This is a genomic window from Mesobacillus foraminis, assembly GCF_004340465.1.
GTDB classification, from domain to species: domain Bacteria; phylum Bacillota; class Bacilli; order Bacillales; family Cytobacillaceae; genus Mesobacillus_B; species Mesobacillus_B foraminis.
The window spans coordinates 223,152-250,109 of record NZ_SLVV01000006.1; the positions used below are offsets into that span (position 1 = coordinate 223,152).

Consider the following 26,958-nt stretch of genomic DNA (forward strand, 5'->3'; position numbering starts at 1 on the left):
AGGAATTCCTCTTCTACATAGTAGAAAGATGAGATGCTTATGTTGAAAGAGAACAGCTTCATACCCCTGTCGCTTTGGTTCATCATTGGTATGTGCGGGCTTTTCGGCTCTTTTATGATTGCCATGATCCTTGGTGCAGCGGATACTAGTATAAAAGAAGTTTGGCTGGCTATAGCCTCAAATGTCAAAACGGACACAATCACCATGATACGGGAAATCCGCCTGCCCCGTGAAGTGGCGGCTACCTTTGTCGGTGCGGCGCTTTCGGTTTCTGGTGCCATCATGCAGGGTCTGACTAGAAATCCCCTTGCCGACCCGGGACTTCTGGGTTTGACGTCAGGAGCAAATGCGGCTCTGGCTTTAATTTTGGCTCTTAGTCCTTCAGCCGGCTATTTGGCAATTACTATCGCCTGTTTTATCGGTGCCGCAATTGGAGTCATTCTGGTGTTTGGGATTGGGGCCATGAAAAAGGGCGGCTTTTCACCGTTGCGAATTGTCCTGGCTGGTGCTGCCGTATCCGCCTTTTTGTATGCAATAGCCGAGGGGATCGGCCTTTATTTTAATATTTCCAAGGATGTTTCCATGTGGACGGCTGGCGGTTTGCTCGGCGCGTCCTGGAGCCAGCTGAAAGTAATCGTCCCATTCATCGTGGCAGGAATGGCCGTAGCGCTTTATCTCGCCAGGCAGCTGACAATCCTCAGTTTAAATGAGGAGGTTGCGGTCGGCTTGGGTCAAAAAACCAATATTGTTAAAATCAGTTTATTCATCGTCATCGTCCTTCTTGCCGGAGCTTCCGTGGCGCTCGTCGGCAACATGGCTTTCATTGGTTTAATGGTTCCACACATTGTGAGGAGGATGGTCGGGACGGATTATCGGTTTGTCCTTCCAATGTCGGCCATTATCGGTGCCTCTTTTATGCTGCTGGCTGACACACTTGCCCGCACCATTAATGCCCCGTATGAAACACCTGTTTATGCCATTGTTTCGATGCTGGGCCTGCCATTCTTCCTGTTCATTGTCCATAAAGGGGGGAAGGGCGTTCTATGATTCATCCATCCATCATAAAAAAACACAGATTCATCATCATTGGATTAGTCGTATTCATTGTCATGACGATTGTAGCAAGCCTTGGATTGGGCTACTCGTCTGTTTCCTATAACCGGATCCTGCCCACACTCATGGGACAAGGTACATTTAAGGAAGAATTCGTCCTGTTTTCCATCCGGATGCCCCGAATCGTCATTACCCTTCTTGCCGGGATGGCGTTGGCCGTTTCTGGAGCTATCTTGCAGGGGCTTACCCGAAATGATCTGGCTGACCCTGGGATTATCGGCATCAATTCCGGAGCGGGAGTGGGTGTGGCCGTATTCTTTTTGTTTTTCCCGCTAGATGCGACTTCTTTCGCCTATTTGCTGCCAGCTGTGGCCTTTTTAGGCGCATTGATTACAGCGATTTTGATTTATCTATTTTCTTATAAAAAGGGAATAGGGTTCCAGCCCGTACGATTAATCCTGGTCGGAATCGGGTTTTCCATGGCGCTCTCAGGGGCGATGATTGTTCTCATTTCATCAGCGGAGCAGCAAAAAGTGGATTTTATCGCCAAATGGCTGGCAGGAAATGTATGGGGTGCTGACTGGCCGTTTGTATGGGCTATTCTTCCCTGGCTGATTGTTCTAATACCGTATACACTTTTCAAAGCAAATAAATTAAATCTGCTCAGTTTGAATGATCCAGTTGCAATAGGGGTTGGTCTGTCTCTTGAAAAAGAACGGCTTGTCCTGCTCTTGACTGCAGTAGCACTGGCTGCGGCAGCGGTGTCGGTAACGGGAGGAATTGCCTTTATCGGACTGATGGCCCCTCATCTGGCAAAAGCACTGATCGGGCCAAGGTATCAGCTTTTTCTCCCCATCGCGATCCTTGTAGGCGGATGGCTTTTGCTTTTCGCTGATACAATCGGACGGAACCTTCTTGAACCGGAGGGAATCGCGGCAGGAATCATGACGGCATTGATTGGAGCTCCATATTTCATCTATTTGCTGATGCGCAAGTAACCCATGCTGCCGGGAAACACAGCCGGCAGCATTTTTTTATGCGGCTTTTGTTGTACAGTGCAACAATTGCCATTGTTAGCGGGGACAGATAAGGGTCATACTAATGGAACACGGATATCTTTTAAAAAAGAGGGGGATTCAAGATGGCAGCAGAACAAGCTGAAACTAAGGCGGAAAGTATAAAAAAGGCAGACATCGGGGATATGATTGAAATTAAAAAAGGGGAAGAAAAAGGGAAAAAGGGAAAGGTTGTAGCCATCAGGGAAAACTCCGTCATTGTGGAAATCGGAAGGAATCCAAAGAAGAACGAACCGATTAAAACGGTTGTGAATCATAAAAATTATAAATTGGCGAAGTAAACATCATTATACCTGAACCAGGGGGCAGGCATTTGCGGAAGCCCCGGAGCAATCCGGCAAAAAAAATTACGTGTGCAGGTGAGGTCGCGTGAAGTACCTTCAAACTCAAATGAACAAGCTTGTGAAAGAGAACAAAGAATTACAGAAAGAATTGAAAGACTTGATGAAAGAGCATAACCTTGAAAAAGGATTTGCTTTAAAGGCGTTATATCATTCCAGGGTTGCCGCTGGAGGAAAGTATCAGTCCGCCTATCAGGCACTGGACCTGCCCAAAGGGTAGGTCATTTTTCTGTTTGCAGCCTGGGAAACACTCCTATTTTGCTCTTCCGGCGACTCCCAGGCGCTTCTTGGCATGTTGAAGGAATTGATAGGCGGCATAAGATAAAGTAAAGACCAGCAGGGCATCCAGCATGTTCCAGAAGAGATTGTGGGATATATGCCCAAGGCCGGCAGCCTCCAAAAGCATATCGACTATGTCTATAAATAAGACATGAATCGCATAAATTCCCAGTGCATTGCCTCCAATTTTAGTGATCCATAATTCTTTCCCCAGTTGCTTAAATTGAAGTGCGAATAAGAACAAAAACACCGTGAGAAATATGGTGCTAAGAAAATATTCTCCGTGCCTCGCTGATAATCCTTTTTCCAATAGGTACCCCTCGGCAGCCTGAAGACCCGAGAAGAGGCAGAATAAATAAAAGGATGTCCTTTTATTTAATGCCTTCAGCTGAGTAAAAGGGGAGCCCAAAGCAATCCAGAACCCAGCTGTCGTATAAAATAACCCAATGAATAGGGCATCCCTGCTGGTATGTACCGGAAGTTCGTAGAAAATCGAGTAGGATTGGCCAAACAGACCTGCAAGGTTTAAGCAAAGACTCACGATCAGAAGCAGCCTTATTTTCTTCAGCCTGAAAAATAAGTAAACAACAGAAATGCTCCACGCCAGGGAAATGACGAACCATAATTGGTAGCCGCTCGTGCCCTGACCATAATACAGGACATTCAGCAGGGTTAAATCTTTAAAGTAATCGGTTTGTGCTACTGTTGAACCTTCGCAGTATGCTCGTATAACATCGTAAAGAATATAGAAAATCAGCCAGCAAACATATATTTTAAGGATTTTAAAAAGGTATTTCCGAAAATAACGATAAGAGACGGGGGTCTGGATGGTCTTCAGACCGAACAAATAGCCTGAGGCTGTGAAAAAGAAGGGCACAGCAAATCGGGAGAAGTTATCGAGAAAAAAGAACCCAAGAAGGTGGTTGCTTGGGAATGTGTGAATGATGACGACCGCTACGATTGCAAAAAATTTTATAAAATCGATTGCATAGTTTCTATCCATTTTCAGCCCTCTGTCTCTGTGCATAAGTCCAGTTCTGTTATTATTTCCTAACTGAACCGCGTTATGAGCATTGGCCTAAAAGAAAAATGTAAGCGGTGAAATAAATATTCTATTTTTTGGTTAAATTGGTATAATGAAGGTGTACAGCAATACGGTATAGTGGGCAGCGGCCATTCCCTTGACGAAAGGGGGTGACGCTGGTGATTTCAGTAGCGGATACATTAGTGATCATGATTTCTTTCGCATCACTGATCGTTGCCATTATCACGGTTACACAAAAAAAGTAACCCCCCTTTACCACCGGCCATGTGAGTAAATTGGATCAGGTTACTTTTTGGTAGCTTTGTCACTTTGCCACTGACGCCGCTGCTCTTTATGCAGTTTGCTGTACATTAGAGTCCTGGTTGCACCCAGGGCTCTTTTTTATTATATGGACTATCTAGTTAAATTATAAACATTTTTTTCAATGAATTCAATTGAAAACGGTGGGTAGTTCATTCGGGAAAGTGAAGGTTCATGTTATGAATAGGTGATATATGGGGGAACCTACATTACTACAATGAAAAGGATAGGATTGTATGAAGGTAAAATTCTTGCTCCTTCTCTTATTTAATATAGCCTGTTTTGGAACTGTAGGCGTAAGCGCGGATTACTACGACTCGCCGCCGGTAGAAAAAGGGTTTTTCGAGATTGGATACAAGCCGGCGGAGGAAGCGTTGAATCTCTGTGAAGACCATTTTCAGCAGAAAATTGAATTGCCTTATAAATTGCCGCCAATTTCATTTACGCATTACTTAGGAAGATGTACAAACAACCTGGGTTCCAGTAATGGTTTTGAAGTGGAATATCTCAATGAAAAACGGCCCGAACTTCACTACATGATTCATATTAAGCCGAAGGAACATGGGTTAAAAGTGGATAAAGAACATGTTGCCAAGACATTTAAACTCAATGACGGGAAGGGAGTATACGTGACAGAACTGATTAGGAGTTTTAACTTATTCATTTTTGAACGAGATGGATGGCAGTATATTTTAAGCATCGATAAGAGGGGTTCCAGACAAGTGCCCCCAGAGGTGCTGGCTGATATAGCCAATTCGTTTAAATGAAGCGAGTCCAGTCCGGGCTCTTTTTTTATGGAAAGAGATTTGTTCATCCTCCTTTCAAAATTCAGAAGGTACATATAGTGTATCAAGAATGGAGGGGTTGAAATGTTGATTTCATTAAAAGAGAGGAAGCAAGGCAGGGTGCTGGGTGCGGCGGTAGTGTGTTTGAAAAATAAAAGGTCCAGGCTGAAAAATAAAAGAGTCACTTTGAAAAATAAAAGAGCCCAATTGGATAATAAATCGTGGAATTTGAAAAATAAGGGGCTTGGATTGAAAAATAAACAGGGTGCCGGATGCGGCTGCAGGTGCTTGAAAAATAAAAGGGCAAGGTTGAAAAATAAAAGAGTCACTTTGAAAAATAAAAAAGTGAAATTGGCTAATAAAACGTGGAATGTGAAAAATAAGGGGCTTGGTTTGGAAAATAAACAGGGTACCCGGTGCGGCCGCAGAGTGCTTGGAAAATAAAAGGTCCAGGCTGAAAAATAAAAGAGTTACTTTGGAAAATAAAAGAGCGGAATTGGCAAATAAAATATGGAATTTGAATAATAAGGGGCTTGGATTGAAAAATAAAAAGGGCCAAGGATGAGGCGGTAGTGTGTTTGAAAAATAAAAGGCCTGGTTGAAATATAAAAGAGTCACTTTGGAAAATAAAAGAGCGAAATTGGCGAATAAATCATGGGATTTGAAAAATAAGATGCTTGGATTGAAAATAAACAGGGTGCCCGGTGCTGCAGCGAGGTGCTTGGAAAATAAAACGGCCACTTTGAAATATAAAAGGAGAAATTGGATATTAAATTGGATTTTTGAAGTATAAGATCCTTTTATTTAATTTTAAAACGGCGGAGCCTATTCAAATAGATCGCGATCAGATTTAAAAACTTATCCTCCTAAATAAAGATTTTTAGAAATACTGCAAATAGAATTGATTGGTGGGGCACTGAATGCAGCTGGCAGTTGTATATTTAGGAACAATGAAATATTATTAAAAAGAATTACAGCCCATTATAAATATTTAGGAGATAAAGAGATGTCTTTTCTAAGAAATGTAAAGGGATTTAAGTCCGTTACCCTTCAGCCCGCCCATATCCTTGTTCTTGGTTTTATGGGGCTGATTTTCATTGGAACCTGCTTATTTATGATTCCGGCTGCTACAAGAGACAGGCACCATCTCAGCCTGATCGATGCTTTGTTTGAAGCGACTTCGGCAGTTTGTGTCACGGGGCTGGCTGTGGTTGATACGGGAACCACTTTTACTTTGTTTGGTCAAATAATTTTGCTGATCCTCATCCAGCTCGGCGGCTGGGGATTTATTACCAGCGGCATACTGATGTTTATTATTCTGGGGAAAAAGATTGGCTTAAAACAAAGGCTGTTGCTGCAGGAGTCTTTAAACACATTTTCCCTTCAGGGCATTATTAAACTGGTTCAGCGCGTGATTATTATTACCTTGATTGTTGAAGCCATTGGAGCCATTGTGCTTTCGATTCGCTGGTCACAGGAAATGGGCTGGGGACGGGCCATTTATTACGGGATTTTTCACTCGATTTCTGCTTTTAATAATGCCGGATTCGGGTTGGAAGCCGACAGTCTTAGTAAATGGGTCGGGGATCCCACTGTAAATATAGTGATCACTGCCTTGTTAATCCTTGGAGGAATCGGGTTTTATGTTGTTGCCGATGTTTTTGAGAAAAGGAACTTTAGGAAGCTGTCCCTCCATACAAAGGTGACTTTATTCTTTACCTTAGTGCTTAACGTTTTTAGCACAGTCATCATTTTCGGTTTGGAATATAACAATCCCGCTACGCTGGGAGGATTAGGCTTGTCCGATAAATGGTGGGCTGCTTACTTCCAGGGAGTTGTTCCCCGGACAGCAGGTTTTAACTCAATCGATATTGGGCAGATGACGTTAAGCTCCCAGGTCTATATGATGGGCTTAATGTTTATTGGGGCAGCCTCCGGGTCTACAGCAGGCGGAATAAAAGTCACCACCTTTGCTTTATTGCTTTTAGCACTGGCTGCTGTCATTACCAACCGGGAAGACATTAATATTTTTCAGCGCAGAGTCCCTGCTTCCCTTGTATCCAGGGCATTATCAATTGCGGTTTCCGGTGTCATTTTTATCTTTGTGATTTTCTTTTTACTAACGATAACGGAAAAGGGAGCGGAAATGTCCGAAATCGCTTTTGAAACCGTGTCGGCTTTCGGAACAGTAGGGATGAGTGCCGGCTTAACCATGGACTTGAGCCCAATTGGAAAGATTTTAATTACGGTTATGATGTTTATCGGCAGGCTGGGTCCACTGACGATGGCCTTTGCGTTAGCCATTCATTCGAAAAAGAAAGCGAAAATCCGCTATGCGGAAGAGAAAATTCTGCTGGGATAAACATGAAATGCAATGAACCTTTGAGGTCCATTGCATTTTTATGAGCAGGTGTCCTATTTTTTGGATAGTAACACCAAACGTTTATATTTTATGTATTGCTCAAAATCCTTCTTGCTGACAGATGAGTTCATTGCCATCTTAACAAGCTCCATGATCTTTTGTTCGTTATTTACCAGTTCCATTTAGCCTCCTCCTTTTCGGGGGATCGAATTTATTATCTATTCCCTGTTTCAATGTAACTAAACCTATTTTTGTTAAAATCTAGAAATTAATTTACCCGATGGCCTCAAGCTCTTTTTTTATATAATTTCCCCAGTGTGTTCCGAAGGTTTAGTCCGCCCTCTGAGGGGGGGGATGGATATTATATCCACAGATGGCTATTTTCAAATATGCTGCAGTATGATTCCCGTTTATGGAGGTCCCCTAACCTCCTTGACCGATCATTAATTAAATAGTTAGTTCCGGTGACAAAAGGAAGGTCCCTGGAGGAATATGGGGGCATTCATTAAGAGTTTCTGAAAAACGATATCTAGAAAAGGGCAGACAGTTAGTCGAAACGGTTAAGTGTTGTTTTTACAAAGGCTATGTACCGACTGATGGTGCGTATTCTTTTTTTGTTCAATGCACCGACGAAGTAGCTGTAATATGGCTATACTGATAAGAACGATAACGTACTTGAATGTGGTGATCTTTTTGAACCTTTCCTCTTTTTCTTTTATCGAAGAGCCTATTACTCATATCTTTCCTCCCATTTATGAGGGACTGGGCCTTCCGGAGCTGTCAAATTATGTGGAGATGAATTTTATTTTTACATTTACCATGGGGAAAAAACAATACAACGGAAGCGGAATTGTAAGGAAACTCATTAAAAGCAAAGAACTCAAAATTATTCTAAATAAAATCCAGGGAATCGGGCCTGTTAAAGAGAATATACTTAAAAACCTGCTTATTGCAGAGGTTGAACCCTTGCTTCCTCCCATAATGAACAACAAGCAAAGAAAGAACATAACAGTGTACCATCAGGATTTTACCAGACAAAAAGATTAACAGGCTGAACGGTGACCGTGTAAGTTATCTGTTTGCATAGATGAAACAGGTTTAGAAAGGTGATTCATTCTGGATATAATAAAATTGCATAGAAATGATATCAGGGCTGCCCTCGAACTGGCATGGACGGTGTTTCTGGAATTTGATGCCCCCGATTATACCGCGAAGGGAATTGAGGAATTTAAAAAGTTTACTTCTATCCATTCGGTCCTGGAGAGGTTTGATAAAGGAGAAATGCTCTTCTGGGGCTGTATTGAAGAAGGGAAACTAATCGGGATTATTGCAACAAAAAATGTTACTCATATATGCCTCTTGTTCGTAAAAAAAGAGTACCACAGGCGCGGGGCCGCTAGAAAATTATTGCAGCAAGTGATCGAACGCTGTATGGGAAATCTGCAGATTCGCGAAATTACCGTTAATTCCTCTCCTTTTGCCGTAGAAGTTTATCGCCGTCTCGGTTTTGTGGAACGTGACCAGGAGCAGACAGTGAATGGAATGAGATTTACGCCCATGGCACTCAAGCTAAGGCAATGCTGAAATGTATTTCTGCGACAATAGGAATATAGTTCACAAAGCTTAGAGTTTCTTAAAGCGACCATAAATGTTACCATTAAAAGGAAGAGGAGGAATGGTTGGCGCGTCAAGATCAGCAGGTAAAGTGGCTGGTGAAAGCGGAATCTATCAGTTCTTAAAAAGAAGCGAAGAAACAATAGAAAAAATATTATTTGCTATAATAAAATATCATTCTCAAAATTAAACATATAAAAAGCTTAAGGGTGAACATGAAAACGAACTGGCAAGTCTGTGTGTCCTTGCCCGCCTTTTACGTTGGAATGACTTTTACGAATATGGTCAAGGGGGATATGATGAAAACTGGGTTCATATTATTTATAAGTGGATTAATTCTTTTTATGGCAGGAATCTTGTTAAGCATGCAGTGGGAAATAGCAGGTACGATCATGGGAATCAGCGGAGGCATGATGATGGGAAGCGCGGCTTATTTTTATGCTGCGAATATCAGGAAGGACTGACCAGATTGTAGCTTAATATGCATTTCAGAAAATATCCATAAAATGGGTTGAAACAGTCAAAAATGTATGTTAAGTTATAACTAACTTGTAATACAAGGTAGTTTCCACGTAGCAGATTCTTTTTCTACTTGGCCGCATGGCAAACCAGTGTATGATTTTTTTTTAATTCTCTACCTTGTATTGCAATATAGTTAAGATAAGGTTTACCGCTGGGATAAAGAATGCCCTGCTTCTTTATTGTTTAATTAACTATCTTGTAAAACAAGATAGAGGCGATTCCTTGTAAAGGAGGAAAAATTGTTGTCTTCAAGTCAAATGCTAAAAGGAATTTTAGAGGGCTGCCTGTTGTCGATTATCTCCAAAGGAGAAACTTATGGCTATGAAATGACGGAAAAATTGAATGCCTATGGGTTTACGATGGTGAGTGAAGGAAGCATTTACCCTTTATTGCTCCGCATGAAAAAAGAGGGGCTTGTGACCGCTGTCCAAAAAGAGCTTCCCTCAGGTGGCCCCAAGCGAAAATACTACTCTCTCACAGAAAAAGGGGAGGAAGAGCTGGAGAATTTCAAGGATCGATGGAAGGCGATTTCAACGAGTGTCAATCATTTATTAAAGGGGGATGATTTAAGGTGAAGGTTTCAAGTGAAAGCAGGGAATTCTTAGAGAACCTGAGGGTGTATTTGCTGGCAAGCGGAAAGTATGAGGGAGAGATAGAGGAGATTGTCAGTGAACTGGGTGATCATCTAGAAAACGCCGAAAAGGACGGCAAAGACGTTACGGACATCATAGGAAAGACACCCAAAGAGTATATGGGTCAGCTGGCAGGGGAAATGCCTTTTGATCTTAAAGGTGGGCTAAAATTTCTGCCCATACTTATGCTTGGGGCATTTTCCTACATATTGATGGGGGATGCTATCCGGGGGCAGCTGCAATACTCCCTGATTGATTTAATTGGCTATCCTGCGGTCTTTCTAATGACGTTGTTCCTCACAGCTCTTTTTTATAAGTACCTGGCAAGTAACAAGATTCCTAAACTGAAACAATTTATTGTTTTTGGCATAATTGCTGCAACACCCATTTCTTTATTTATTGGGGTAATCTATTTGGATGACTGGCTGGGGGCTCCAGCGATCCATTTCGGACCAGCAGCAAAAGGAGCTGCAATTTTTATTTCCCTCCTGATGTTTATCTTCATTGCGATTTGGAGCAAAAGCTGGGTGTCTATTATTCTTCCGATTGTATTTTTTTTACCCGAGGTACTTATTGGCTTTACCGATTATCAGGAAAATACAAAACTTATGCTGTCAGTGACCATTGTGCCTTTGTGCATTGGAATTTACCTGCTTTCCGTGTTAAGGATGGAAAAGAAAAAAGAAAAAAGCAGCTAATAAGGTGTTAATCAGAAAAGGGCGTTGGAGCCCTTTTTTTGATTGTTTTTAGAAAAATAAGGAAACCTTTTCAGCACTTTATTCGTAGTAATCAACAGAAGACGGGAGGTCTAGGGATGTTTAAATTAGAAACTAAATGTTCGATGTGCGGAAAAGAAATTCAGGGCAACGAAGAAGTCATCATCAAGCTGCGTTTTCCTGAAAAGAGAGGAATGACTGAAATCAAGGCATTTTTAACTCATATGGGACAGATTACATGCCTGGATTGTGACAGGGAACAGACATAAAAGTATTGTTTAAATAATCTGTGTTTAAACCGGGACGAAGGATTCCGGGAAGGCAAAAGAGAAATAACGGTACCAATGGAACAATTTACAATCGTCAGTTAAGGAAGGATTTTTGCCCTGTGGGTAAGAATTATCTTAAAATTTCGACTCCTATATGTTACATTTATGTTACAGATACAGGGGGGACATCTCATGGGGTTGAAACTGATTGTTTGTTTGGCCGTGGCAACGATTGTCTTTGCTGCCGGAGCTCTTCTTGAAACGAAAGAAGGGAAAGTGGAGATTGATGCAGTGATCGATGAAAACGAGGCCTATGAAGAAGTGAGTCTCATAGCAAACGAAACTTCAGCTGGAAAGACGGAGGACGCCCAGAACAGGCTGCAAGCTCAAGGTGGCAAAGTGGAAGATGCCGAATATGAGTCGCTGAAAATGTTTGTTCAAGAAACAGTAAAGAGCTGGGAAGAACAGAGGGATCAGGAGAGTGCAAATTCAAGTGCTGCCCTTGCCAAGTCAACTCTTTATTATGCCGAACACTTCAAAAAGGAAATCAAGGATGCAGGGTTAAGGAAAGAGTTTGATTCCTGGAAACAGATCGCGGATGACCTTTGTACCAGTCTTGAGACAGAAACCAATGAAGCGAAAGTACGCGAACTCAACAAGCAGTTTCAAAAACAAATGTACATAATTGTAAAAAAGATCTAGCATGCGAAAGTTTGGGACCTCAATGGTTTTTTACAAAAAGGGAAAGGCCTGATTCCTATGTTTACTGCGGGAATAAATGTTGAAAAATTAGAAAATGAACTAATCATTAGATGGCAATTTGCAGAAATTAAAATTCCACTTCACGAAATAACGGATGTTGCAGAAGATGACACTTATGGCGGGAAAGAGACAAACGCCATCCGGATTGGGCATCCATATGCATCTACCGACCGAATCCTGATTAAAACTAGGTCACAAAGCTACCTGTTATTTACCTCCAATAAATCTAAAATCGTAAAAGTAATCAATTCTTAAAGGAGAACCCCATTTTGAAAAAAGCAATGTTGATATTATTGCTGCTGGCCAATCTTTTTTACATCATCAATTTTCTGTTCAGCTTTAGTTCCTTTTCATTGATCAACCCGTTCTGGCTGGGCTCTTTCGTCATCGGTATTGTCTACAGCATTATATATTTAATTATGAATAGAAAACAAAAAGACTATCATCCTTATTTGTCGATCGCAGTGTTATCAGCCTGCATGGGTTCAATTGGCCTATATGTGTTTTACTTTTATCTCTCTCATATGATTGCATAAAATTTCGTATCGAACAGCAAGATCCTGTCTTGTAAAACTGGATTGATAACAGCTGCCTTTTTCCTGCAAGGAAGGAACCCAATAAGAACCGGCTTCAGGTAAATGGATTCAGGATCAAAGGGTGAGGGCAGGAATGTCCTGCCCGGCGTTCTAGTAGCGGTTAACGCCATTAAAGGATAATGGGGGAGAATAGTTTTGCATCCAATTACCGTAATAGAAATTATAGTTAGTTGCGGGATTATCATTTTGTTCTTGTTTGTTTCTTTTACTATTCCTCACGTCTATCGGAAAAGCGGGCTGCTGATTACGCTGTCGTTAACTGTCACGATACTGGGCTTTTTTGCGTTGCGCCCTTTTTGGATTGATTACCAGGTGGCGGTAAAAAAGGAAGCATTAAATGATTACCTAAAAGAAACATATCCGGGGGAAGAGTGGGATATGAACCGGCGGCAAGGAAGGCAATATAATCCTTATCATTTAGATGTAAGTTTTAAAAATGAAGCACAGTGGATTTACACCTATTCTGTTGTGAATCCAAGGAATATTTGTCAAAGCGGGTGGGCGACACCTGACACTCAAGTTCCTAGTAATGGTAAACATTACGAAAAAAAGCACTGCGACTAAAGCTGCTTATAACTATTACTCCAGAGATGATGAATTTCTAGCAAAGAGGTTCACGGTCGTGAAATATTATAGATAGAAGGACAATGTCTGAGTAAAAAAGATAAGGATGAAATAAACCCCGAATGGGGTTTATTTCACTTTTCATTCCAATCAGCATAGGAGGTTTTCGATGATAATTGTCGTTGCGCCAGATTCCTATATTGGGAAGAAAATGACATTAAACGGAAAATTAGAGTGAATTCCTTTCAGTATAGCTCATACAATTACAAAACCATCCTCGATGCACAACAATGTATAAAGCGAGTTCTTTTTAAAACGGCCACAAAATTAGGATGAAACTGTAAAAACCAGTAGTGTGATCATTTTAAAACGTAGATTTTTTATTAGGGGAACCTTTAGAAAGGAGATGCTGTATGGAATTAAAATTATCGGAAGCGATTGAACTATTGGAACGCACACCATGTACACTAGAATCTTTTTTACTGGGGGCATCAGATGGGTGGCTTTATGTCAATGAAGGGGAAGGAACCTGGAATGTCCATGAGGTAGTGGGTCACTTGATTGAGGGAGAGAAAACCAACTGGATCCCAAGGCTTGAGATGATTTTACAGGAGGGGAAGAATGCGGTTTTTCCTCCATTTGACCGCTTTTCACACCTAAAAGGAAAACAAGAATTTTCCATGGAGGAACAGCTGCATCTATTTAAATCGCTGAGAGAGCAAAATACAGCAAGGATAAGGGAATTGGTGAAGCCTGATCTCCATTTTCAACTGGAAGGATTACACCCCGAGTTCGGTGAAGTCAAACTAAGGGAATTGCTGTCTGCCTGGGTTGTTCATGATCTGACGCACATCTCCCAGATTGTCCGGGTTATGGCGGAGAGGTACAGAGAGGACGTCGGGCCATGGGAGAAATATTTAGGGGTGTTGAAAAAACGTCATTGAACCAGGATTTTTATCGCCAATAACCATCCAGTATTTTTTTTAAAGAATAAAAGGCTATTAAGAAGGAGAGAAACTTAATGTTGACAGGGAAGCGTTTATTGCAGAAATGCGTGCTGTTGATTGGAATATTGCTGTTGCTAGCGGGCTGCAACTCTCCTTTTAATGGTCAGACAGAGATTGACTGGGTGGATTTTATTAAGTGGGAAGGAAAGGAATATCACGGGATTTACACAGGAGAGCTGGCTGATGAAGGTTATATTGGGCAAGAAATTGGCACAGTCAAGTTCATGGTCGCCGCAATGTCACAAGAACGAGTTACCGAATAAAAAATGGTGATGCCGCTTTCCACGAAAAGGGAACCAGGCTTTACTCCATTAAGGGTCATCCTGACTTATTGGCTGTAAGTTCTTCCCATTCGATCAATGGGTATCAAATCTATTATTTTGCCCCTGAAGGTTCCGAATTCAAATGGCATTATAAAGATATGCCCCTGAATAAAGTAACGAAAATTCAACTATACAAATTTGGGAAACGCATTTCTGAATGGACAAATTCCAAGGAAATTCAGGGGTTCCTCCAGCTGCTGAAAAATAGCGAAGAAAATCTAGCCTTTCAGCCTGACGCTGCAAACGGCGAACCAATCTATTACGAAATGCTTTTCTACACAGGTGAGCCAGTTGCCTACAAATTTGATTTACAATATGACGGTGATACTTATTTTTGGCACCCATTTGATATTTTGGTTTTACCCGAGGATATGAAACTTTATATCCCGTAATCCTAAGGAGACGAGTATGGACTTTGATTCCTGCTTTAATCGGAAGGGCCTGATGGCAGGTTGATCAAGCACTGGTAAAAGAGTATTATTTTTGTTAGATTTTAAGAGATTGTGATAAAGAGGCTTATAAAACTAGAACGGAAACCTGCAGGTTACGACAGGCTTGGTGGAGGCTGGCAAGGTGAAACAGTTACTTAGTTTTACCGATGCTATAAATTGCATCCTGATGAGAGAAGTGGGCTTAGAGAAATAAAAATCAGCTATTTTAATTAATAAACAGCGGCCCAGGATAGGTGTGCCGCTGCCATGCTTCTATGGGAAAAAGCCGCCCAGAGCACCGTAAGTCTGGGCGGTTTTACAGGTTTAAAGGGAAGCAAGCTGAAGGGCTTCCTGCAATTCCCTTGTCTGGTCATCTGTCAGCGGTATCATCGGCAAGCGCACTCCGCCGACGGGAACTCCAGTGAGATTTAAAGCAGCTTTTACTGGAGACGGGCTTGGAGCTGTAAACAAGGCTCTCATTCTTGGCAGAAGAGCATGGTGGGCAGCCGCCGCTTCCTGGACATTCCCGGCCTTGAACAGTTTAATCATATCCAGCATCTCGCTTCCAAGCACGTGGGAAGCAACCGAGATGACCCCCGTGCCGCCAATTGAAAGGACAGGAAGGGTCAATCCGTCATCTCCACTGTATAAAGTGAAGTCGTCCGGTGTCCGGCTAATAATTTCTGACATGGCATCCAGATTTCCGCTCGCTTCTTTTATGGATGTAATATTTTTAATTTCCGAGAGGCGGATGGTTGTCTCTGCGGAAATACCCACGGAGCTTCGGCCGGGGATATTGTACAGCATGACGGGCAGGGAAGTGGAGTCGGCAATGGCTTTAAAATGCTGATATAAGCCTTCTTGTGATGGTTTATTATAGTAAGGAGCTACAAGCATGATGCCATCAACTCCTGTCGCTTCAGCTGCCTTTGTAAGGGCGATGGATGCCCTTGTATTATTGGAGCCCGTTCCCGCAATGACAGGAACCCTTCCATCTACAACCTCCACAACAAATTTAAATAAATCCAGCTTCTCTTCTGATGTCAATGTAGGGGACTCCCCCGTTGTACCAGCTACAACCAGTCCTTCGGTGCCGGTTTGAATCAGGTGATTGATTAAATGTTTCGTTGCATGAAAATCAATTTCGCCCAGCTCATCAAATGGAGTTACCATTGCAGTCAATAATTGGCCAAAGTTTGTCATTCTTCTCACCCTTTTAATTAAATTTTCATCTCGTTGAGAAGGGTCTATTTTCCATTAACGCAACGCAAAAAGCAGCAACGAAGGGTCGCTGCTGCAGTAGAAACATTTGCTTCTGTGCGTAAGATAGCCCTCCATATAGTTTCCTATATGACAATTCTGCATTTTTTCAATGACAGAACCAACTTCAGAAATAATGAGCTTTTCTGAAGTTTCGGCAAATTCCCCTTTCCGCAGCAGTCACCGGACCTCATTATCCTCCTAAAGCGTACTAATGGTTTTCGCACCTCTATCCTCACTTCAAAATGATTGAAATAAGAAATTATGTAATTGTCTGTAATATAACAAGAAATGGACACAATAGCAAGGAATTTTTCCTTTAGGAGAGTAAACCGGAAATGCTGCCTTACATTTAACAGTAACACTCGAACTATTTCCTGCAGTCTTTCTAGTAGTGATAAAAGGGTAGAATCATAGTCTTGATATCTAAAAAATGATCTGCATTTTGAATGACGACCGTTTTTTGTTGGATTGACTCAATTGTTTTATCTGTACCGCGGATAATAATAGCGGTCATTCTTGCAGAATAGTTTTTACTGTTCCTCCATTTTTATAGGATTATATTTTACGGTTATAAAAGCACTGCTCTTTTCAAAGCAGTGCTTTAGGAATTAAGGTTTTATAACAGGTGCCAGAAGATCAATCCGGTTGGTCCAGATGGCACCATGATAATTCTGAGGCAGACGCCCCGCATCCTTCTTCTGGTCAAAGCCTTCCGACCATCCACCATCACCTGCAACAAGGACAACGCGTGTTCCGGAATCCTCCATGCGATGGACGAACTTTCCAGGAAAACCCCACAGCCATGGGGCGATTTTTTCAGGGATATGCAATTGGGTGTTGTGGCAGGCTTCTGGAACGTATCCCGTCCAGCCGGCAGCCATATACGGAATCAGGCAGCTTTTCATTGAAGCTTTTGACATTGCTCTTATAGAGGGGGACTCCTTTTTTAGGGAAGCAATCGGTTCATCGCCCCCGTAAACGGCCAATTGACTTAAGATATTATCCGGAAGCGTATTTAAGAGCTTGGCCAGCTGGAGCCCCTCTTCAGGATCATTGCTTTTTACATGAATCAAGAAAGACTTATCTGGAAAGTAGGTTAACACTTCAGCAAGGGTAGGCATTAAACCAATCCCTTTTCCGCGAAAAGGATATGTTTTACCATCATCAGCTGTATATCCATAGCCTATATCCAATTGTTTCAGTTCATCCATCGTGTGTTCCTGGGTAACGCCTTTGCCGTCCGTCCTGCATTCAAGTGTCCAATCATGAAAAACAGCAAATTTTTCGTCCTTCGTCAGTTGAACATCCAGCTCGACAATGTCTGCCCCAGCTTTAAAGGCTGCTTCCATGGAAGGTATGGTGTTCTCCAGGTATGGGTGCTGCGGGTTATAAATGATTTCTGCGGTACAAGTATCATTTTCAATTCCTTCCATTGGAAACGTCTGTGCAAGTCCTCTGTGCGCCAGCAGTTCAGGGTCCTTTTCATCACTGGAATCCGTTAAAAGGGAGCTATTATTCACATAAATAAAAGCGGCCAAAATCAACAAAAAGATCAAAAAACCTTTCATTCTTCTAGTAATCTTTTTCATATTGCCTCCTGTAAAATATGCTGCATTTGATAGTTTAACATAAATTCTGCATACTGTTGAACGTCGCTTTTTAAATGGACATATCAGTTCAGTTCTGGTTAGTGGAATAGGGCAGGTGTTTAGCTTTTTCAAGGATCATTTTGGTAAAATAAATAGGATTTAGAAATGCTAATAGAGGAAATAGCAATTATGGATCTGGAGGGCATATTGTGGAGATAGGGGTAAGTACGTTTGTAGAAACAACGCCGGATCCTGTTACCGGCGAGGTAATCAGTCATGCGCAGCGGATCAGGGAGGTGGTGGAAGAAATTGTCCTGGCAGATAAGGTGGGACTGGATGTCTTTGGAGTCGGAGAGCATCATCGGGAGGATTATGCCGCATCTTCGCCGGGTGTTATCCTGGCAGCAGTTGCGCCGCAAACATCAAGGATTCGTTTGACGAGTGCAGTAACGGTTCTTTCATCTGCCGATCCTGTTCGGGTATTTCAGGATTTTGCTACGCTTGACGCCCTTTCGAATGGCAGGGCAGAGATCATGGCGGGCAGGGGATCCTTTATCGAATCCTTTCCACTGTTTGGCTACAATCTGGATGATTATGATGAGCTCTTTGAAGAGAAGCTGGAGCTGCTTCTCAAAATCCGGGAAACAGAGAAGGTTACCTGGAGAGGGGGCCACCGTCCAGCCATCCAGAATCTGGGTGTCTATCCTCGTCCCGTCCAGGATCCGTTGCCAGTTTGGATTGGCAGCGGCGGAAATTCTGAATCAGTCGTTCGGGCTGGACTGCTTGGCTTGCCGCTGGTGCTAGCGATTATCGGGGGCCGTCCAACCCAGTTTGAACCACTGGTAAGACTTTATAAACGAGCTGCCGCCAAAGCGGGTCATGATGTATCGAAACTTTCAGTTGGATCCCATTCGCATGGATTCATTGCAGAAGATTCACAAAGTGCAGCAGATAAATTTTTTCCATCCACCCAGCAAGCCATGAATAAACTGGGAAGAGAGCGGGGATGGGGATTATATGACCGTTCCAGCTTTGATTTTGCGCGCAGCTTTGAAGGAGCTTTGTACGTAGGGGATCCAAAGACTGTCGCAGACAAAATTATTCATCTTCGAAAAAATGTCGGCATCACTCGCTTTATGCTGCATGTCCCCGTTGGAACAATGCCGCACGGCGACGTAATGAAAGCCATCGAGCTGTTGGGGACAGAAGTGGCGCCGATGGTAAGGGAAGAAGTCACGAAATGGGAAGAGTCCAACAAAGGAATGCTGTAAGAAGAATGAACAGCCGGGGAGGTTTCTTTTCCCGGTTTTTGATTTGTGTAATCTCCTTTTTCTGGACGTTCTTCTGGTTGTTTATGTTAGGCAGGCTGTAAAAGCACTCCCGGAGGACTTGATACCAGCTTTTATGCAGGTTTCTCATAGAATCATGGTCCTAAGGCCATACTGACAGTAGCAAAGACTTGATAAACCTAATTAGAAGAAAAACTCCAAAACGATAGTTGGAATGTTTGTATTACAAAGGAGGGAACCAGGATGTGGAATGCGGCCCTTTGGGGAGCAATCTCCGGTTCAGCGGTGCTATTGGGAGCCCTGGGTGCCATCTTTTTACACATCCCCAAAAAGGTCATCGGCGATATTATGGCTTGCGGAACGGGAGTACTAATCGGGGCTGCGTCTTTTGAATTGCTCGGGGAATCCGTCCATAAAGGAGGAATCACAGCAACAGCCACAGGATTTTTAGCCGGTGCTTTATTGTTCACTATATTCGACTGCATCATTTCGAAAAGGGGAGCCAAGCATAGGAAAAGGTCTGGAAAAAGCTCGCAAACAGCCGGAATGGCGATTTTCATTGGTACCGTCATCGATGCAATACCCGAATCCATGATGCTTGGAGCCAGTCTCATCGGCAGGCAGTCCGTGAGCTGGCTGTTGGTTGTCGCTATCTTTCTCAGCAATCTTCCTGAGGGGCTGTCCAGCACCTCCGGCTTAATGAACGGCGGGTACTCAAAACCCAAGATTTTTACTCTGTGGTTATCAGTTCTGGTTATTTCTTCTTTAAGTGCCTGGGCTGGATACTTCTTTCTTGCGAAGGCGCCAGATTTCGTTATGGCTGGAATCGCATCTTTTGCAGGCGGGGGAATCATCGCAATGGTTTCATCCACCATGATGCCGGAAGCCTATGAAGACAGCGGTCCAGTGACCGGCATGTTTGCAGCGATCGGACTTCTGATCTCCCTGCTGCTTGACCACTTGTCCGGATGAAATAAGAGCAGCATCGCCGAGAAGCGATGCTGTTTTTTTTTAGCAAAAAATATGGCTTTCAGGAGGTAAAAGGGCAAAAGAGCAGTTTGAACAGTATACATTGAGATTGATATTGAATAACTTGAAAAATATGGATTCTATTAGGAATAAAACTAGCGCAATCAGGAATAAAAGAATCTTAATCAGGAATAAAGTAGTCGAAATCAGGAATAAAGTTCAAAAGTAAGAGTTCAGTCCATAGTATGAATTCAAATTGGTCAGGAATTAGGGCCTTCCTTTACGAACAGGCTTCGAAAGCTGTTTCGATGTACAAACACCATATAGCCATAACAAACCGCCAGAAATATGGCCAGCAATAGGAGCGATTGGTCAACCAATAAATGAAGCAGAAAGATGTTCACTACAATAGGGGCCAGCACAGCTAATGCCAGCGGGATAAATATGTTCATGATAAGCAGCAAACCGCACACAACCTCGAGTGACTTTTCTGCAATTAACAGATAAGAAAAAGGAAACATTCTCATGGCCGCCTCACTTGTAGCAATAAAAGGTTTCAGTCCGAAAATAACGAAATATCCATTGATCCCTGCAACTAAAAATATGAGGCCTAATAAAGACCGTGCTGTAAAACGGATGATTTTTTCCATTTATCCACCTCCAGTAGAGCCTATTCGGATGCCTCGTGTAAAAGTCTTCATCCCTTTATTTTCATCAAATTGTGGAAGGTACGTAGAAAAATAAAACGCCCAGTTTGAAAAATAAGAAGGATATTGTGAAAGATAAAATAGCCGATTTGTATCGTAAATCAGGAATTTGAAAAATAAGGGCTAGGCTATGAAAAGTAGAGAAGATGCTTAGAAAAATAAAAGACCTAGTTTGAAAAATAAAACAGCCAATTTGGATGATAAATCAGAAATTCGATAAATAAGGGCCGTACTCAAAAAAAGCTATTCGGGGTCAAAACAATAAAAACAGGTGAATTGTTATTTCCTTAACAATCTTTCAAAAAAGACGATATATGAGATGGGGAGTTTTAAATTTTTATGATTCAGGAGGAAATGGTGAAAAAGTTTGTTTGGAGTAATTTAACGATTGGCAGAAAATATTTGTTCATATTTTCGCTAGTGGCTTTAACGTTTGTAGGGTCGCTGCTATTCACTTATTTAATGTTAACAAAAACACAGGGTACAATGGAAAGTTCAGAAAGTAGAAATGCAATTGCTTCTAATGTGACGGAGCTTGATTCAATTTACAAGGAGAAGTATATCCAAATCCCCCAATACTTGATTTTATCCGATGAAAAGCTGCTCAGTGATTATCTTGAGGACAGCAAACGCTTTGTCGAGGTCGCTAAGATGGTAAAGAGTGATCTGAAAAATGAGGAGCAAATTGCTTTATTCAATCAAATGATCGAGAACAACCATGAATTGGACCAGTACTTCTTCAGTACAGTTGTCCCAAAGGTAAAGCAGCTCAGCACCGATGATTTCAAGGAGCTTCAGCAGTCTGTGGAGCAATTAAGGGCCGATACAAGTCAGGTGGCGAACAAGCTTAAATCTGAGGCCATTGAATCCAATATCTCAGGGATGAAAGAAGCAAAAGAGAATATCGATTCGACTTCCATGATCTTGATTTTTGCAGGTGCTGTGTCCATAATTGTGTCGTTTGTGCTTCTGATGCTGGTGAGCAGAAAAATTAACAGAGAGTTAAATCTCGTTGTTTCGACGAGTGACGAGATAGCCAATGGGAACCTGAATTTTACGCAACTGACCTACGAAGGTCAGGACGAAATTGGCCGGCTGTCACACTCGATTAATCATATGGGTGCGAGGCTCCGGGAAATGATTTATGAGGTGTCCCGTCTTGCAGGAGAAGTGGACAGGCACAGCAGTGCACTTGCCGGAGCATCAAGTGAAGTGAAGATTGGCAGTGAGCAAATCTCTCTGACGATAGAAGAACTTGCTTCCGGAGCTAGCAATCAAGCCAATGAGGCTGCTTCGATTTCGGAAAGCACAGAGGCTTTCCACCGGCAGCTGATTGATGCGAGGGAAAACAGCACCAGGCTGGCTGGCTACTCTGATGATGTCCAGGGAGTCCTAGAGGAAGGCAGCAGGCAAATGACGCAATCACTGAACCAGATGAACGTGATTAATGATGTTGTCAGGGGGTCTGTTGTAAAAATAGAAAGCCTGACCTCAAGAATTTCTACCATTACAGAGCTTGTAGATGTGATCAAATCGATCTCGAATCAAACGAATCTGCTTTCGCTGAACGCTTCGATTGAAGCAGCGAGGGCAGGAGAGGCTGGAAGAGGATTTGCCGTAGTGGCCGATGAGGTTCGCAAGCTTTCGGAAGAGGTCGGGAGTTCTGTGGCCAATATCACTCAAATTGTCGGAAACATCCTTCATGAGTCCGCTGTGATGAAAGACGAGCTGAACAAAGGCTTTGCAGAAGTGAACAAAGGTACGGAACAAATCAGGAAAACAGACGAAAACTTTACGGTTCTCAAGCAAACCATTGATGATATGAACGTTAATGTGAAAAACATCTCACAAGTTCTGCAGTATTTTAATCAGGCCAGCGAGGAAATCAACGAATCTGTTGGAAGCATTGCAGCAATTACAGAAGAGTCCGCTGCAGGGGCACAGGAGGTATCCGCCGCCGCCATTCAGCAGAACCATTCCATTGATTCCATTTCACACAGCGCTGAAGAGCTTCGCAAAATGATGAATCAAATGAATGACATGATCAATAAATTCAGGCTTTAGACCAATAGGAGGAAAAAATTGAAGTACAGAAGAATTCTTTTCAGTATATTGGCTGTCATCCTTTTAGCATCAGCAGCGGGCTGCTCCAGTTCTCAAAATGAAGAACATAAAGCTTCTGCAAAAGCCAGGCTGATCACCGAGGATGAAAAGGTATATGTTGGCTTCATCCTTGATACTCTTCAGGATGAAAGATGGTATAGAGATAAGGAACTGTTTGAAACACAGGTAAAAGAACTGGGTGCAGAAGTAAAGACACTTGCAGCCAACGGAAGCACCGAGGTGCAGATCAGCCAGGCAGAGCTATTGATTGCCGAGGGTGTTGACGTGCTTGCTGTCGTACCCTATGATGCCGAAGCAGCAGCGGAAATTGTTGAGCTTGCCCACAAGGCAGATGTTAAGGTAGTATCGTATGACCGTTTAATCAAAAACGCGGATGTCGATTACTATGTTTCTTTTGATAATGAAAAGGTGGGGGAGCTCCAGGCCTCCGAGATTGTGAAAAAGAAAAGTAAAGGCAAGTTTGCTTATATAGGCGGGGCCGAGACAGACAATAATGCCGTCCTTTTCCGGAAAGGAGCGATGAAGGTTCTTCAGCCGCTCATTGATAAAGGCGATATTGAGCTGGTCTATGATCAATACACGGAAAAATGGGACCCTGCAGTTGCAGAGAGGAATATGAAAAAGGCTTTGAAGAAGGAAGGAAACAAAATCACTGCTGTCGTTGCGGCCAATGATGGAACAGCCGGCGGAGTGATCAAAGCATTGTCTGCTTCAGGGCTGGCCGGGACGGTTCCCGTTTCCGGACAGGATGCCGAGCTTGAAGGGGTCAGGAGAGTGTACAAAGAGATCCAGAGCATGACGGTTTATAAACCAATCGTTACACTTGCCAAAAACGCAGCAGAAGTGGCCGTTAAAGCCGGAAGAAACGAGAATATAGCCACCGAAACCTCCGTACATAACGGCAAGGCCGATGTGCCTTCGATCCTGCTGGAGCCTATAGCTGTCACCAAGGACAATATACAGGATACAGTTGTAAAGGACGGATATCTTGATAAAAAAGACATAACAGGGGAGTAAAAGCTCCACTGGAACAAAATTTCTAATGAATCCAGGAACTTAGTGTAAACTATCCGTCGGGAAGGTCAGGGAACTGATCTTCCCGTTTTGTTTGATGGCCGTGCGGGTTCCAGGAGGAACGATAAGGAAAACAAGGCAAGCCAGTTTTAATCAATACTCTTGATTAAAAGAAACGGCTTGACTCTGATGGAGAGTCATACTGTTGGTGGAATCATACAGCAAAAAAAGGACCCGAGTGACTCTATCCCTTCCGGAGAGTTTAACGGAATAATAATCTTTGGTCACTTCAGCAATTTACATAAAATGCTACTTTCGTATGTTCAACCATCTGTGTCCTTATAGTAATATATTTGTATAGAGGAGAGTGAAATAGTGAATATCAGGAAATTGGTTCTTTTGCTTATGATCGTCACTCTATCTGGAATTGCCTATGGAGCCTATTTTTTTGGGACAAAACTGGCGTCTGACAAGCTCGTTACCACGGTTGCCAAGGAAATAGAGAAGAGCGGGGAGCTGGAAGAATTCAAGAGAAACCTTGAAGAAGATCCAGAACTGCAAAAAATGCTTGCTGAGGCTGATGCCTCTGCAAATGACGGGAACATAAACGCCGCTTCCGCTGAAGAAAATCCGCCTGCTTCTGTGCAGGATGAAACCCCTGAAAAGCCGGCAGGGACGGAGCTAAACGATAAAAGCCAAAAGGATGGACAAGCTTCCAAAAAAGAGCTTCCCTTTACGACAAAAGAAGAAGCGACGAAGGTTTTAATAAAAAAGGTGGGCATCACCAAGCTGCAGGAAATGCATACTCAAGTTCAGGAAGGGTCTGCTACGAATGAAGAAATCTTAAAGGAAGTAAAAAAGAACCTGAGTGAGGAAGAAATTTTGGCATTAAAAGTCATTGCCTATAAGGAGCTGTCTGGAAAATAGCGGTAGCTCAGAGTCTGGGTCCAAAGGGGAACCGGGCTTTTTTTATATAAAAATCAGAATGATGTGGGTGAGAGGCAGGCAGTGGTCAGGGAAAATCCTGCGGGAGTCCTACGGCGACGGAAGTGCTGAACAGGAGCGAAACCTGAAAGTTATGTAGAGGAGCAGTAAAAAAGGGTTCATCAGGAGGATTCTTCCTGGCTATACTAAGAACACCTATTAAAAGTCAACGCTGGACAGGAGGGAAAATATGCCGCGAAAACCTGCAGGAGCCGCAGAGGAAAGTACTAAGGAAAGTGCTAAGGAACATGCAGAAAAAGAAACTGCTGGCGGGTATAACCAGGAGATCGAGAATTTGAATACCATGCTGGCTGCTGTCCTGAATTATCTTTCGGATGATGAAGTGGAAGAAATTGATATTGAATTTCTGCTGGACAATACTCCCGGCCTGCGAAATTGGTGGGATCAGTACCGGGAACGGAATCGCAAACATATTGAAAAGGAAATTAAACAATCCCTTGGCGAACTTACTCTGGAAGACCTTGAAAAGATTCGGGAGCAGATTAAAGGAATTAAAGAGTGACCGTGTCCATTCCAGCAGAATCCCAACACCATTCCTTTTCCAGGAATGCTTTTTTAAATTTTACAAACGCTTAATAACAAAATAGTCATATATTTAAACTTCTTTTATAAAATAAAGCCCAGCGTCATTCTTTTATGAAAGGAGATGGAAAATTGAATAGGTTGATCAAAAAGACGATGCCATTGGCAGCAGTCAGTCTTGCTGCAGGTCTGTTCATTTACAGCGTACAGAGTTTTCCTGCAGAGGCACATACTCAAAAGGACTTGCCTTCACAGGTACATAGTAAAAAAGCCAGTCTTCCGCTTGGACCGTCCAATCTGGAGGAGAAGAGAGTAACGGAAGGGATTGCCCCGGGAGTGACCTTTACAAAGATCACTCGCGGAGAGCCTTCAGCCAAAGATGTATACACTGTGGAAGCCGCCTTTGTTGACACAGAGCAAGAAGCAAGGAATGTAGTACGAAAATTAAAGAACGATGGTTTTGAAGATTCAAAAGTGGTGGGTGCAAAACGGGCGATGGACGATCAAACGAAGGGATCTTTAGGCTTTTCTGTCCGTACGGGTTCCTTTCCGGCAGAAAAGGAGGCAAAAGCCCTGCAGGAAAGGCTGTCCGAAAAAGGATACAGCGGTCTTCGTGTTGTTTATACCGGAGAAGATGGCCAGATGACCACAGGTCCATGGGTCGTGAATATACTGGAAGTTCATCGTAATCAATTTCGTGGGAAAGTGATCCCTTCCTTGGCGCAGGATCAAGTGCAGGGGAAAGAGACCTTAACTTCAATGACCAGCAGGCACGAGGCGTTTGCTGGCCTCAACGGAGGTTACTTCGTTGTGAATGAGCGCGACGGAACTCCCGGGGACCCGGCAGGAATCACCGTCATAAACGGGCAGTTGGTCAGCGAAGCCATCAATAGCCGTTCAAGTCTTATTCTCTCCTCTGCTGGCAAAAAAGCGGACATCGCTTCGGTATCTACCTCCATGTTTGTTCAATCAACTGATGGAGCTGTTCGTGAAATCGATGGAGTCAATCGGAAACCAGGGTTGATCCGCAATTGCGGCGGAACAGGAGGGGACAGTACTACCGAAGCACCTAAGCATGATTTTACTTGTCAGGATGAAAGCGAGCTTATCCACTATACTCCCGCTTTTGGGGAAAGTACTGAGACTGTTGACGGATTTGAAGTCGTGCTAAATCAGAAGGGCGAGGTAGTGGAAACTAGGAATCATCCAGGCGGGAAGATACCTGGCAAAGGTTCTGTGCTTGCCGGAACAGGAGAAGCCGGGCAATGGCTTCTCAGCCATGCAAAGCAAGGGATGAAACTCCATATCCAAAATAAAATTATGGCTAATGGCAAGCCAATGAATATGAAGACTGCCATGAGTATGATCAATGGCGGCCCCCGGCTATTGAAGAATGGCAAAATTTCCATCAATGCAGTGGAAGAAGGGTTTCATTGGGAGGAAAAACCAGACTTTTATTATCGGTTCGGTGAACGGCGAAATCCAAGGACACTGGCGGGCATAAAAGAAAATGGAAATCTATTATTCGTTACAATTGATGGGCGCGCACCGGGTTGGAGTGTCGGCGCGAGCTTCGAAGAGAGTGCCAGAATTATGAAGTCCCTTGGCGCCGTGGAAGCCATCAATCTTGATGGAGGCGGGTCGACATCCATGACCATCGGCCAGGCGCTTGTCACCAGGCCATCCGACCAGAGCGGAGAGCGGCCCATTGCGGATGGAATCTTGCTGATGAATGAATAGACTGCATCCAGCTTCAAGATTTAGGAACAAGCTGGAGCAAACAATTTTCGGCTGGCCTT

The 26,958-nt window shown here is 43.1% G+C and carries 34 protein-coding genes and 1 riboswitch; of the genes, 29 read left to right on the forward strand and 5 right to left on the reverse strand.

Annotated elements, in window-relative coordinates; genetic code table 11:
• The first annotated feature begins 39 nt into the window (after window positions 1–39).
• The 4 genes from EV146_RS12255 to EV146_RS12270 all read left to right on the forward strand — a co-directional run bounded on the left by EV146_RS12255 (window position 40) and on the right by EV146_RS12270 (window position 2,690).
• On the forward strand, window positions 40–1,047 hold the full coding sequence (locus EV146_RS12255) for a FecCD family ABC transporter permease (protein ID WP_132006398.1): 1,008 nt from the start codon (window positions 40–42) through the stop codon (window positions 1,045–1,047).
• Window positions 1,044–2,051: a FecCD family ABC transporter permease gene (locus tag EV146_RS12260; RefSeq protein WP_132006400.1), complete on the forward strand. Its 1,008-nt coding sequence runs from the start codon at window positions 1,044–1,046 to the stop codon at window positions 2,049–2,051. The genes EV146_RS12255 and EV146_RS12260 overlap by 4 nt, the downstream gene beginning before the upstream one ends.
• Before the next feature lie 143 nt (window positions 2,052–2,194).
• Window positions 2,195–2,410 carry a DUF2187 family protein gene (locus tag EV146_RS12265; RefSeq protein ID WP_121612321.1) on the forward strand — a complete coding sequence of 72 codons (216 nt, stop codon included), beginning with the start codon at window positions 2,195–2,197 and terminating at the stop codon, window positions 2,408–2,410.
• A gap of 88 nt (window positions 2,411–2,498) precedes the next feature.
• Entirely contained in the window at window positions 2,499–2,690 is a 192-nt protein-coding gene (locus EV146_RS12270) for a hypothetical protein (protein WP_121612322.1), read from the forward strand.
• A 33-nt stretch (window positions 2,691–2,723) separates the two neighbouring features.
• On the opposite strand, the gene EV146_RS12275 is transcribed toward EV146_RS12270, so the two are convergent.
• Entirely contained in the window at window positions 2,724–3,752 is a 1,029-nt protein-coding gene (locus tag EV146_RS12275) for an acyltransferase (RefSeq protein WP_158287086.1), read from the reverse strand.
• A 230-nt stretch (window positions 3,753–3,982) separates the two neighbouring features.
• Between EV146_RS12275 and EV146_RS27870 the strand changes: the two genes are divergently transcribed.
• The 4 genes from EV146_RS27870 (at window position 3,983) to EV146_RS12290 (ending at window position 7,241) form a co-directional block, all read left to right on the forward strand.
• Window positions 3,983–4,039, forward strand: coding sequence for a hypothetical protein (locus EV146_RS27870; protein WP_241993911.1), 57 nt, complete (start codon window positions 3,983–3,985; stop codon window positions 4,037–4,039).
• 291 nt (window positions 4,040–4,330) lie between these two features.
• On the forward strand, window positions 4,331–4,861 hold the full coding sequence (locus EV146_RS12280; RefSeq protein ID WP_132006406.1) for a hypothetical protein: 531 nt from the start codon (window positions 4,331–4,333) through the stop codon (window positions 4,859–4,861).
• 102 nt (window positions 4,862–4,963) lie between these two features.
• Window positions 4,964–5,323, forward strand: coding sequence for a hypothetical protein (locus tag EV146_RS12285; RefSeq protein ID WP_132006409.1), 360 nt, complete (start codon window positions 4,964–4,966; stop codon window positions 5,321–5,323).
• Between the two features lie 562 nt (window positions 5,324–5,885).
• On the forward strand, window positions 5,886–7,241 hold the full coding sequence (locus tag EV146_RS12290; protein ID WP_132006412.1) for a TrkH family potassium uptake protein: 1,356 nt from the start codon (window positions 5,886–5,888) through the stop codon (window positions 7,239–7,241).
• Between the two features lie 53 nt (window positions 7,242–7,294).
• Here EV146_RS12290 and EV146_RS28160 read toward each other — a convergent pair whose 3' ends face one another.
• The gene (locus tag EV146_RS28160; RefSeq protein ID WP_258235921.1) at window positions 7,295–7,423 is read right to left on the reverse strand and encodes a hypothetical protein; all 129 of its coding nucleotides are present in this window, start codon (window positions 7,421–7,423) and stop codon (window positions 7,295–7,297) included.
• Between the two features lie 463 nt (window positions 7,424–7,886).
• Between EV146_RS28160 and EV146_RS12295 the strand changes: the two genes are divergently transcribed.
• The 14 genes from EV146_RS12295 (at window position 7,887) to EV146_RS12355 (ending at window position 14,638) form a co-directional block, all read left to right on the forward strand.
• Entirely contained in the window at window positions 7,887–8,288 is a 402-nt protein-coding gene (locus tag EV146_RS12295; RefSeq protein WP_132006415.1) for a hypothetical protein, read from the forward strand.
• Window positions 8,289–8,372: 84 nt separating this feature from the next.
• Complete coding sequence (locus tag EV146_RS12300; protein ID WP_199232677.1) at window positions 8,373–8,825, forward strand: GNAT family N-acetyltransferase; 453 nt, start codon at window positions 8,373–8,375, stop codon at window positions 8,823–8,825.
• 64 nt (window positions 8,826–8,889) lie between these two features.
• The gene (locus EV146_RS27565) at window positions 8,890–9,045 is read left to right on the forward strand and encodes a hypothetical protein (RefSeq protein ID WP_199232678.1); all 156 of its coding nucleotides are present in this window, start codon (window positions 8,890–8,892) and stop codon (window positions 9,043–9,045) included.
• Window positions 9,046–9,070: 25 nt separating this feature from the next.
• The gene (locus EV146_RS12305; protein ID WP_132006422.1) at window positions 9,071–9,319 is read left to right on the forward strand and encodes a hypothetical protein; all 249 of its coding nucleotides are present in this window, start codon (window positions 9,071–9,073) and stop codon (window positions 9,317–9,319) included.
• Window positions 9,320–9,619: 300 nt separating this feature from the next.
• Window positions 9,620–9,952, forward strand: a complete 333-nt coding sequence (locus tag EV146_RS12310) for a PadR family transcriptional regulator (protein ID WP_121612328.1) — start codon at window positions 9,620–9,622, stop codon at window positions 9,950–9,952.
• Complete coding sequence (locus EV146_RS12315; protein ID WP_132006425.1) at window positions 9,949–10,707, forward strand: HAAS domain-containing protein; 759 nt, start codon at window positions 9,949–9,951, stop codon at window positions 10,705–10,707. The genes EV146_RS12310 and EV146_RS12315 overlap by 4 nt, the downstream gene beginning before the upstream one ends.
• Window positions 10,708–10,823: 116 nt before the next feature.
• Complete coding sequence (locus EV146_RS12320) at window positions 10,824–10,994, forward strand: Fe3+ hydroxamate ABC transporter substrate-binding protein (protein WP_132006428.1); 171 nt, start codon at window positions 10,824–10,826, stop codon at window positions 10,992–10,994.
• 192 nt (window positions 10,995–11,186) lie between these two features.
• Window positions 11,187–11,696: a hypothetical protein gene (locus tag EV146_RS12325; protein ID WP_132006431.1), complete on the forward strand. Its 510-nt coding sequence runs from the start codon at window positions 11,187–11,189 to the stop codon at window positions 11,694–11,696.
• A 57-nt stretch (window positions 11,697–11,753) separates the two neighbouring features.
• Window positions 11,754–12,011: a SunI/YnzG family protein gene (locus EV146_RS12330; protein ID WP_132006433.1), complete on the forward strand. Its 258-nt coding sequence runs from the start codon at window positions 11,754–11,756 to the stop codon at window positions 12,009–12,011.
• A 14-nt stretch (window positions 12,012–12,025) separates the two neighbouring features.
• The gene (locus tag EV146_RS12335) at window positions 12,026–12,292 is read left to right on the forward strand and encodes a hypothetical protein (protein WP_132006436.1); all 267 of its coding nucleotides are present in this window, start codon (window positions 12,026–12,028) and stop codon (window positions 12,290–12,292) included.
• Window positions 12,293–12,487: 195 nt separating this feature from the next.
• The gene (locus EV146_RS12340) at window positions 12,488–12,916 is read left to right on the forward strand and encodes a hypothetical protein (protein WP_132006439.1); all 429 of its coding nucleotides are present in this window, start codon (window positions 12,488–12,490) and stop codon (window positions 12,914–12,916) included.
• A gap of 413 nt (window positions 12,917–13,329) precedes the next feature.
• Window positions 13,330–13,860, forward strand: coding sequence for a DinB family protein (locus EV146_RS12345; RefSeq protein WP_132006443.1), 531 nt, complete (start codon window positions 13,330–13,332; stop codon window positions 13,858–13,860).
• 77 nt (window positions 13,861–13,937) lie between these two features.
• Entirely contained in the window at window positions 13,938–14,186 is a 249-nt protein-coding gene (locus EV146_RS12350; RefSeq protein WP_132006445.1) for a hypothetical protein, read from the forward strand.
• A 68-nt stretch (window positions 14,187–14,254) separates the two neighbouring features.
• On the forward strand, window positions 14,255–14,638 hold the full coding sequence (locus EV146_RS12355) for a hypothetical protein (RefSeq protein WP_132006448.1): 384 nt from the start codon (window positions 14,255–14,257) through the stop codon (window positions 14,636–14,638).
• Window positions 14,639–15,001: 363 nt separating this feature from the next.
• Here EV146_RS12355 and dapA read toward each other — a convergent pair whose 3' ends face one another.
• On the reverse strand, window positions 15,002–15,880 hold the full coding sequence (gene dapA / locus EV146_RS12360) for a 4-hydroxy-tetrahydrodipicolinate synthase (protein WP_132006451.1): 879 nt from the start codon (window positions 15,878–15,880) through the stop codon (window positions 15,002–15,004).
• A 116-nt stretch (window positions 15,881–15,996) separates the two neighbouring features.
• Window positions 15,997–16,177: riboswitch (Lysine riboswitch) on the reverse strand.
• A 371-nt stretch (window positions 16,178–16,548) separates the two neighbouring features.
• Complete coding sequence (locus EV146_RS12365; protein ID WP_132006454.1) at window positions 16,549–17,529, reverse strand: glycerophosphodiester phosphodiesterase family protein; 981 nt, start codon at window positions 17,527–17,529, stop codon at window positions 16,549–16,551.
• 209 nt (window positions 17,530–17,738) lie between these two features.
• Between EV146_RS12365 and EV146_RS12370 the strand changes: the two genes are divergently transcribed.
• Window positions 17,739–18,800 (forward strand): LLM class flavin-dependent oxidoreductase, encoded by a 1,062-nt coding sequence (locus EV146_RS12370; RefSeq protein ID WP_132006457.1) that lies wholly within the window; start codon window positions 17,739–17,741, stop codon window positions 18,798–18,800.
• Between the two features lie 261 nt (window positions 18,801–19,061).
• Entirely contained in the window at window positions 19,062–19,790 is a 729-nt protein-coding gene (locus EV146_RS12375; protein WP_132006460.1) for a ZIP family metal transporter, read from the forward strand.
• Between the two features lie 257 nt (window positions 19,791–20,047).
• On the opposite strand, the gene EV146_RS12380 is transcribed toward EV146_RS12375, so the two are convergent.
• Window positions 20,048–20,437 carry a DoxX family membrane protein gene (locus EV146_RS12380; protein WP_132006463.1) on the reverse strand — a complete coding sequence of 130 codons (390 nt, stop codon included), beginning with the start codon at window positions 20,435–20,437 and terminating at the stop codon, window positions 20,048–20,050.
• A gap of 396 nt (window positions 20,438–20,833) precedes the next feature.
• Between EV146_RS12380 and EV146_RS12385 the strand changes: the two genes are divergently transcribed.
• From EV146_RS12385 to EV146_RS12405, 5 genes are all read left to right on the forward strand, one after another.
• Window positions 20,834–22,558 (forward strand): methyl-accepting chemotaxis protein, encoded by a 1,725-nt coding sequence (locus tag EV146_RS12385; RefSeq protein WP_132006466.1) that lies wholly within the window; start codon window positions 20,834–20,836, stop codon window positions 22,556–22,558.
• Between the two features lie 18 nt (window positions 22,559–22,576).
• Entirely contained in the window at window positions 22,577–23,635 is a 1,059-nt protein-coding gene (locus tag EV146_RS12390; protein WP_241993899.1) for a sugar ABC transporter substrate-binding protein, read from the forward strand.
• Between the two features lie 372 nt (window positions 23,636–24,007).
• Window positions 24,008–24,559, forward strand: a complete 552-nt coding sequence (locus tag EV146_RS12395; protein ID WP_241993900.1) for a hypothetical protein — start codon at window positions 24,008–24,010, stop codon at window positions 24,557–24,559.
• 247 nt (window positions 24,560–24,806) lie between these two features.
• Window positions 24,807–25,139, forward strand: a complete 333-nt coding sequence (locus tag EV146_RS12400; RefSeq protein ID WP_132006469.1) for a DUF6279 family lipoprotein — start codon at window positions 24,807–24,809, stop codon at window positions 25,137–25,139.
• 152 nt (window positions 25,140–25,291) lie between these two features.
• The gene (locus EV146_RS12405; RefSeq protein WP_158287088.1) at window positions 25,292–26,899 is read left to right on the forward strand and encodes a phosphodiester glycosidase family protein; all 1,608 of its coding nucleotides are present in this window, start codon (window positions 25,292–25,294) and stop codon (window positions 26,897–26,899) included.
• Window positions 26,900–26,958 lie beyond the last annotated feature (59 nt).

Bases quoted from the DNA above. Each gene is read 5' to 3' on its own strand.
- EV146_RS12255 (WP_132006398.1), top strand. From the start codon at position 40: ATGTTGAAAGAGAACAGCTTCATACCCCTGTCGCTTTGGTTCATCATT.
- EV146_RS12260 (WP_132006400.1), top strand. From the start codon at position 1,044: ATGATTCATCCATCCATCATAAAAAAACACAGATTCATCATCATTGGA.
- EV146_RS12265 (WP_121612321.1), top strand. From the start codon at position 2,195: ATGGCAGCAGAACAAGCTGAAACTAAGGCGGAAAGTATAAAAAAGGCA.
- EV146_RS12275 (WP_158287086.1), bottom strand. From the start codon at position 3,752: ATGGATAGAAACTATGCAATCGATTTTATAAAATTTTTTGCAATCGTA.
- EV146_RS12280 (WP_132006406.1), top strand. From the start codon at position 4,331: ATGAAGGTAAAATTCTTGCTCCTTCTCTTATTTAATATAGCCTGTTTT.
- EV146_RS12285 (WP_132006409.1), top strand. From the start codon at position 4,964: ATGTTGATTTCATTAAAAGAGAGGAAGCAAGGCAGGGTGCTGGGTGCG.
- EV146_RS12290 (WP_132006412.1), top strand. From the start codon at position 5,886: ATGTCTTTTCTAAGAAATGTAAAGGGATTTAAGTCCGTTACCCTTCAG.
- EV146_RS28160 (WP_258235921.1), bottom strand. From the start codon at position 7,423: ATGGAACTGGTAAATAACGAACAAAAGATCATGGAGCTTGTTAAGATG.
- EV146_RS12295 (WP_132006415.1), top strand. From the start codon at position 7,887: ATGGCTATACTGATAAGAACGATAACGTACTTGAATGTGGTGATCTTT.
- EV146_RS27565 (WP_199232678.1), top strand. From the start codon at position 8,890: ATGTTACCATTAAAAGGAAGAGGAGGAATGGTTGGCGCGTCAAGATCA.
- EV146_RS12305 (WP_132006422.1), top strand. From the start codon at position 9,071: ATGAAAACGAACTGGCAAGTCTGTGTGTCCTTGCCCGCCTTTTACGTT.
- EV146_RS12320 (WP_132006428.1), top strand. From the start codon at position 10,824: ATGTTTAAATTAGAAACTAAATGTTCGATGTGCGGAAAAGAAATTCAG.
- EV146_RS12325 (WP_132006431.1), top strand. From the start codon at position 11,187: ATGGGGTTGAAACTGATTGTTTGTTTGGCCGTGGCAACGATTGTCTTT.
- EV146_RS12330 (WP_132006433.1), top strand. From the start codon at position 11,754: ATGTTTACTGCGGGAATAAATGTTGAAAAATTAGAAAATGAACTAATC.
- EV146_RS12345 (WP_132006443.1), top strand. From the start codon at position 13,330: ATGGAATTAAAATTATCGGAAGCGATTGAACTATTGGAACGCACACCA.
- EV146_RS12350 (WP_132006445.1), top strand. From the start codon at position 13,938: ATGTTGACAGGGAAGCGTTTATTGCAGAAATGCGTGCTGTTGATTGGA.
- dapA (WP_132006451.1), bottom strand. From the start codon at position 15,880: ATGACAAACTTTGGCCAATTATTGACTGCAATGGTAACTCCATTTGAT.
- EV146_RS12365 (WP_132006454.1), bottom strand. From the start codon at position 17,529: ATGAAAAAGATTACTAGAAGAATGAAAGGTTTTTTGATCTTTTTGTTG.
- EV146_RS12375 (WP_132006460.1), top strand. From the start codon at position 19,062: ATGTGGAATGCGGCCCTTTGGGGAGCAATCTCCGGTTCAGCGGTGCTA.
- EV146_RS12380 (WP_132006463.1), bottom strand. From the start codon at position 20,437: ATGGAAAAAATCATCCGTTTTACAGCACGGTCTTTATTAGGCCTCATA.
- EV146_RS12385 (WP_132006466.1), top strand. From the start codon at position 20,834: ATGATTCAGGAGGAAATGGTGAAAAAGTTTGTTTGGAGTAATTTAACG.
- EV146_RS12400 (WP_132006469.1), top strand. From the start codon at position 24,807: ATGCCGCGAAAACCTGCAGGAGCCGCAGAGGAAAGTACTAAGGAAAGT.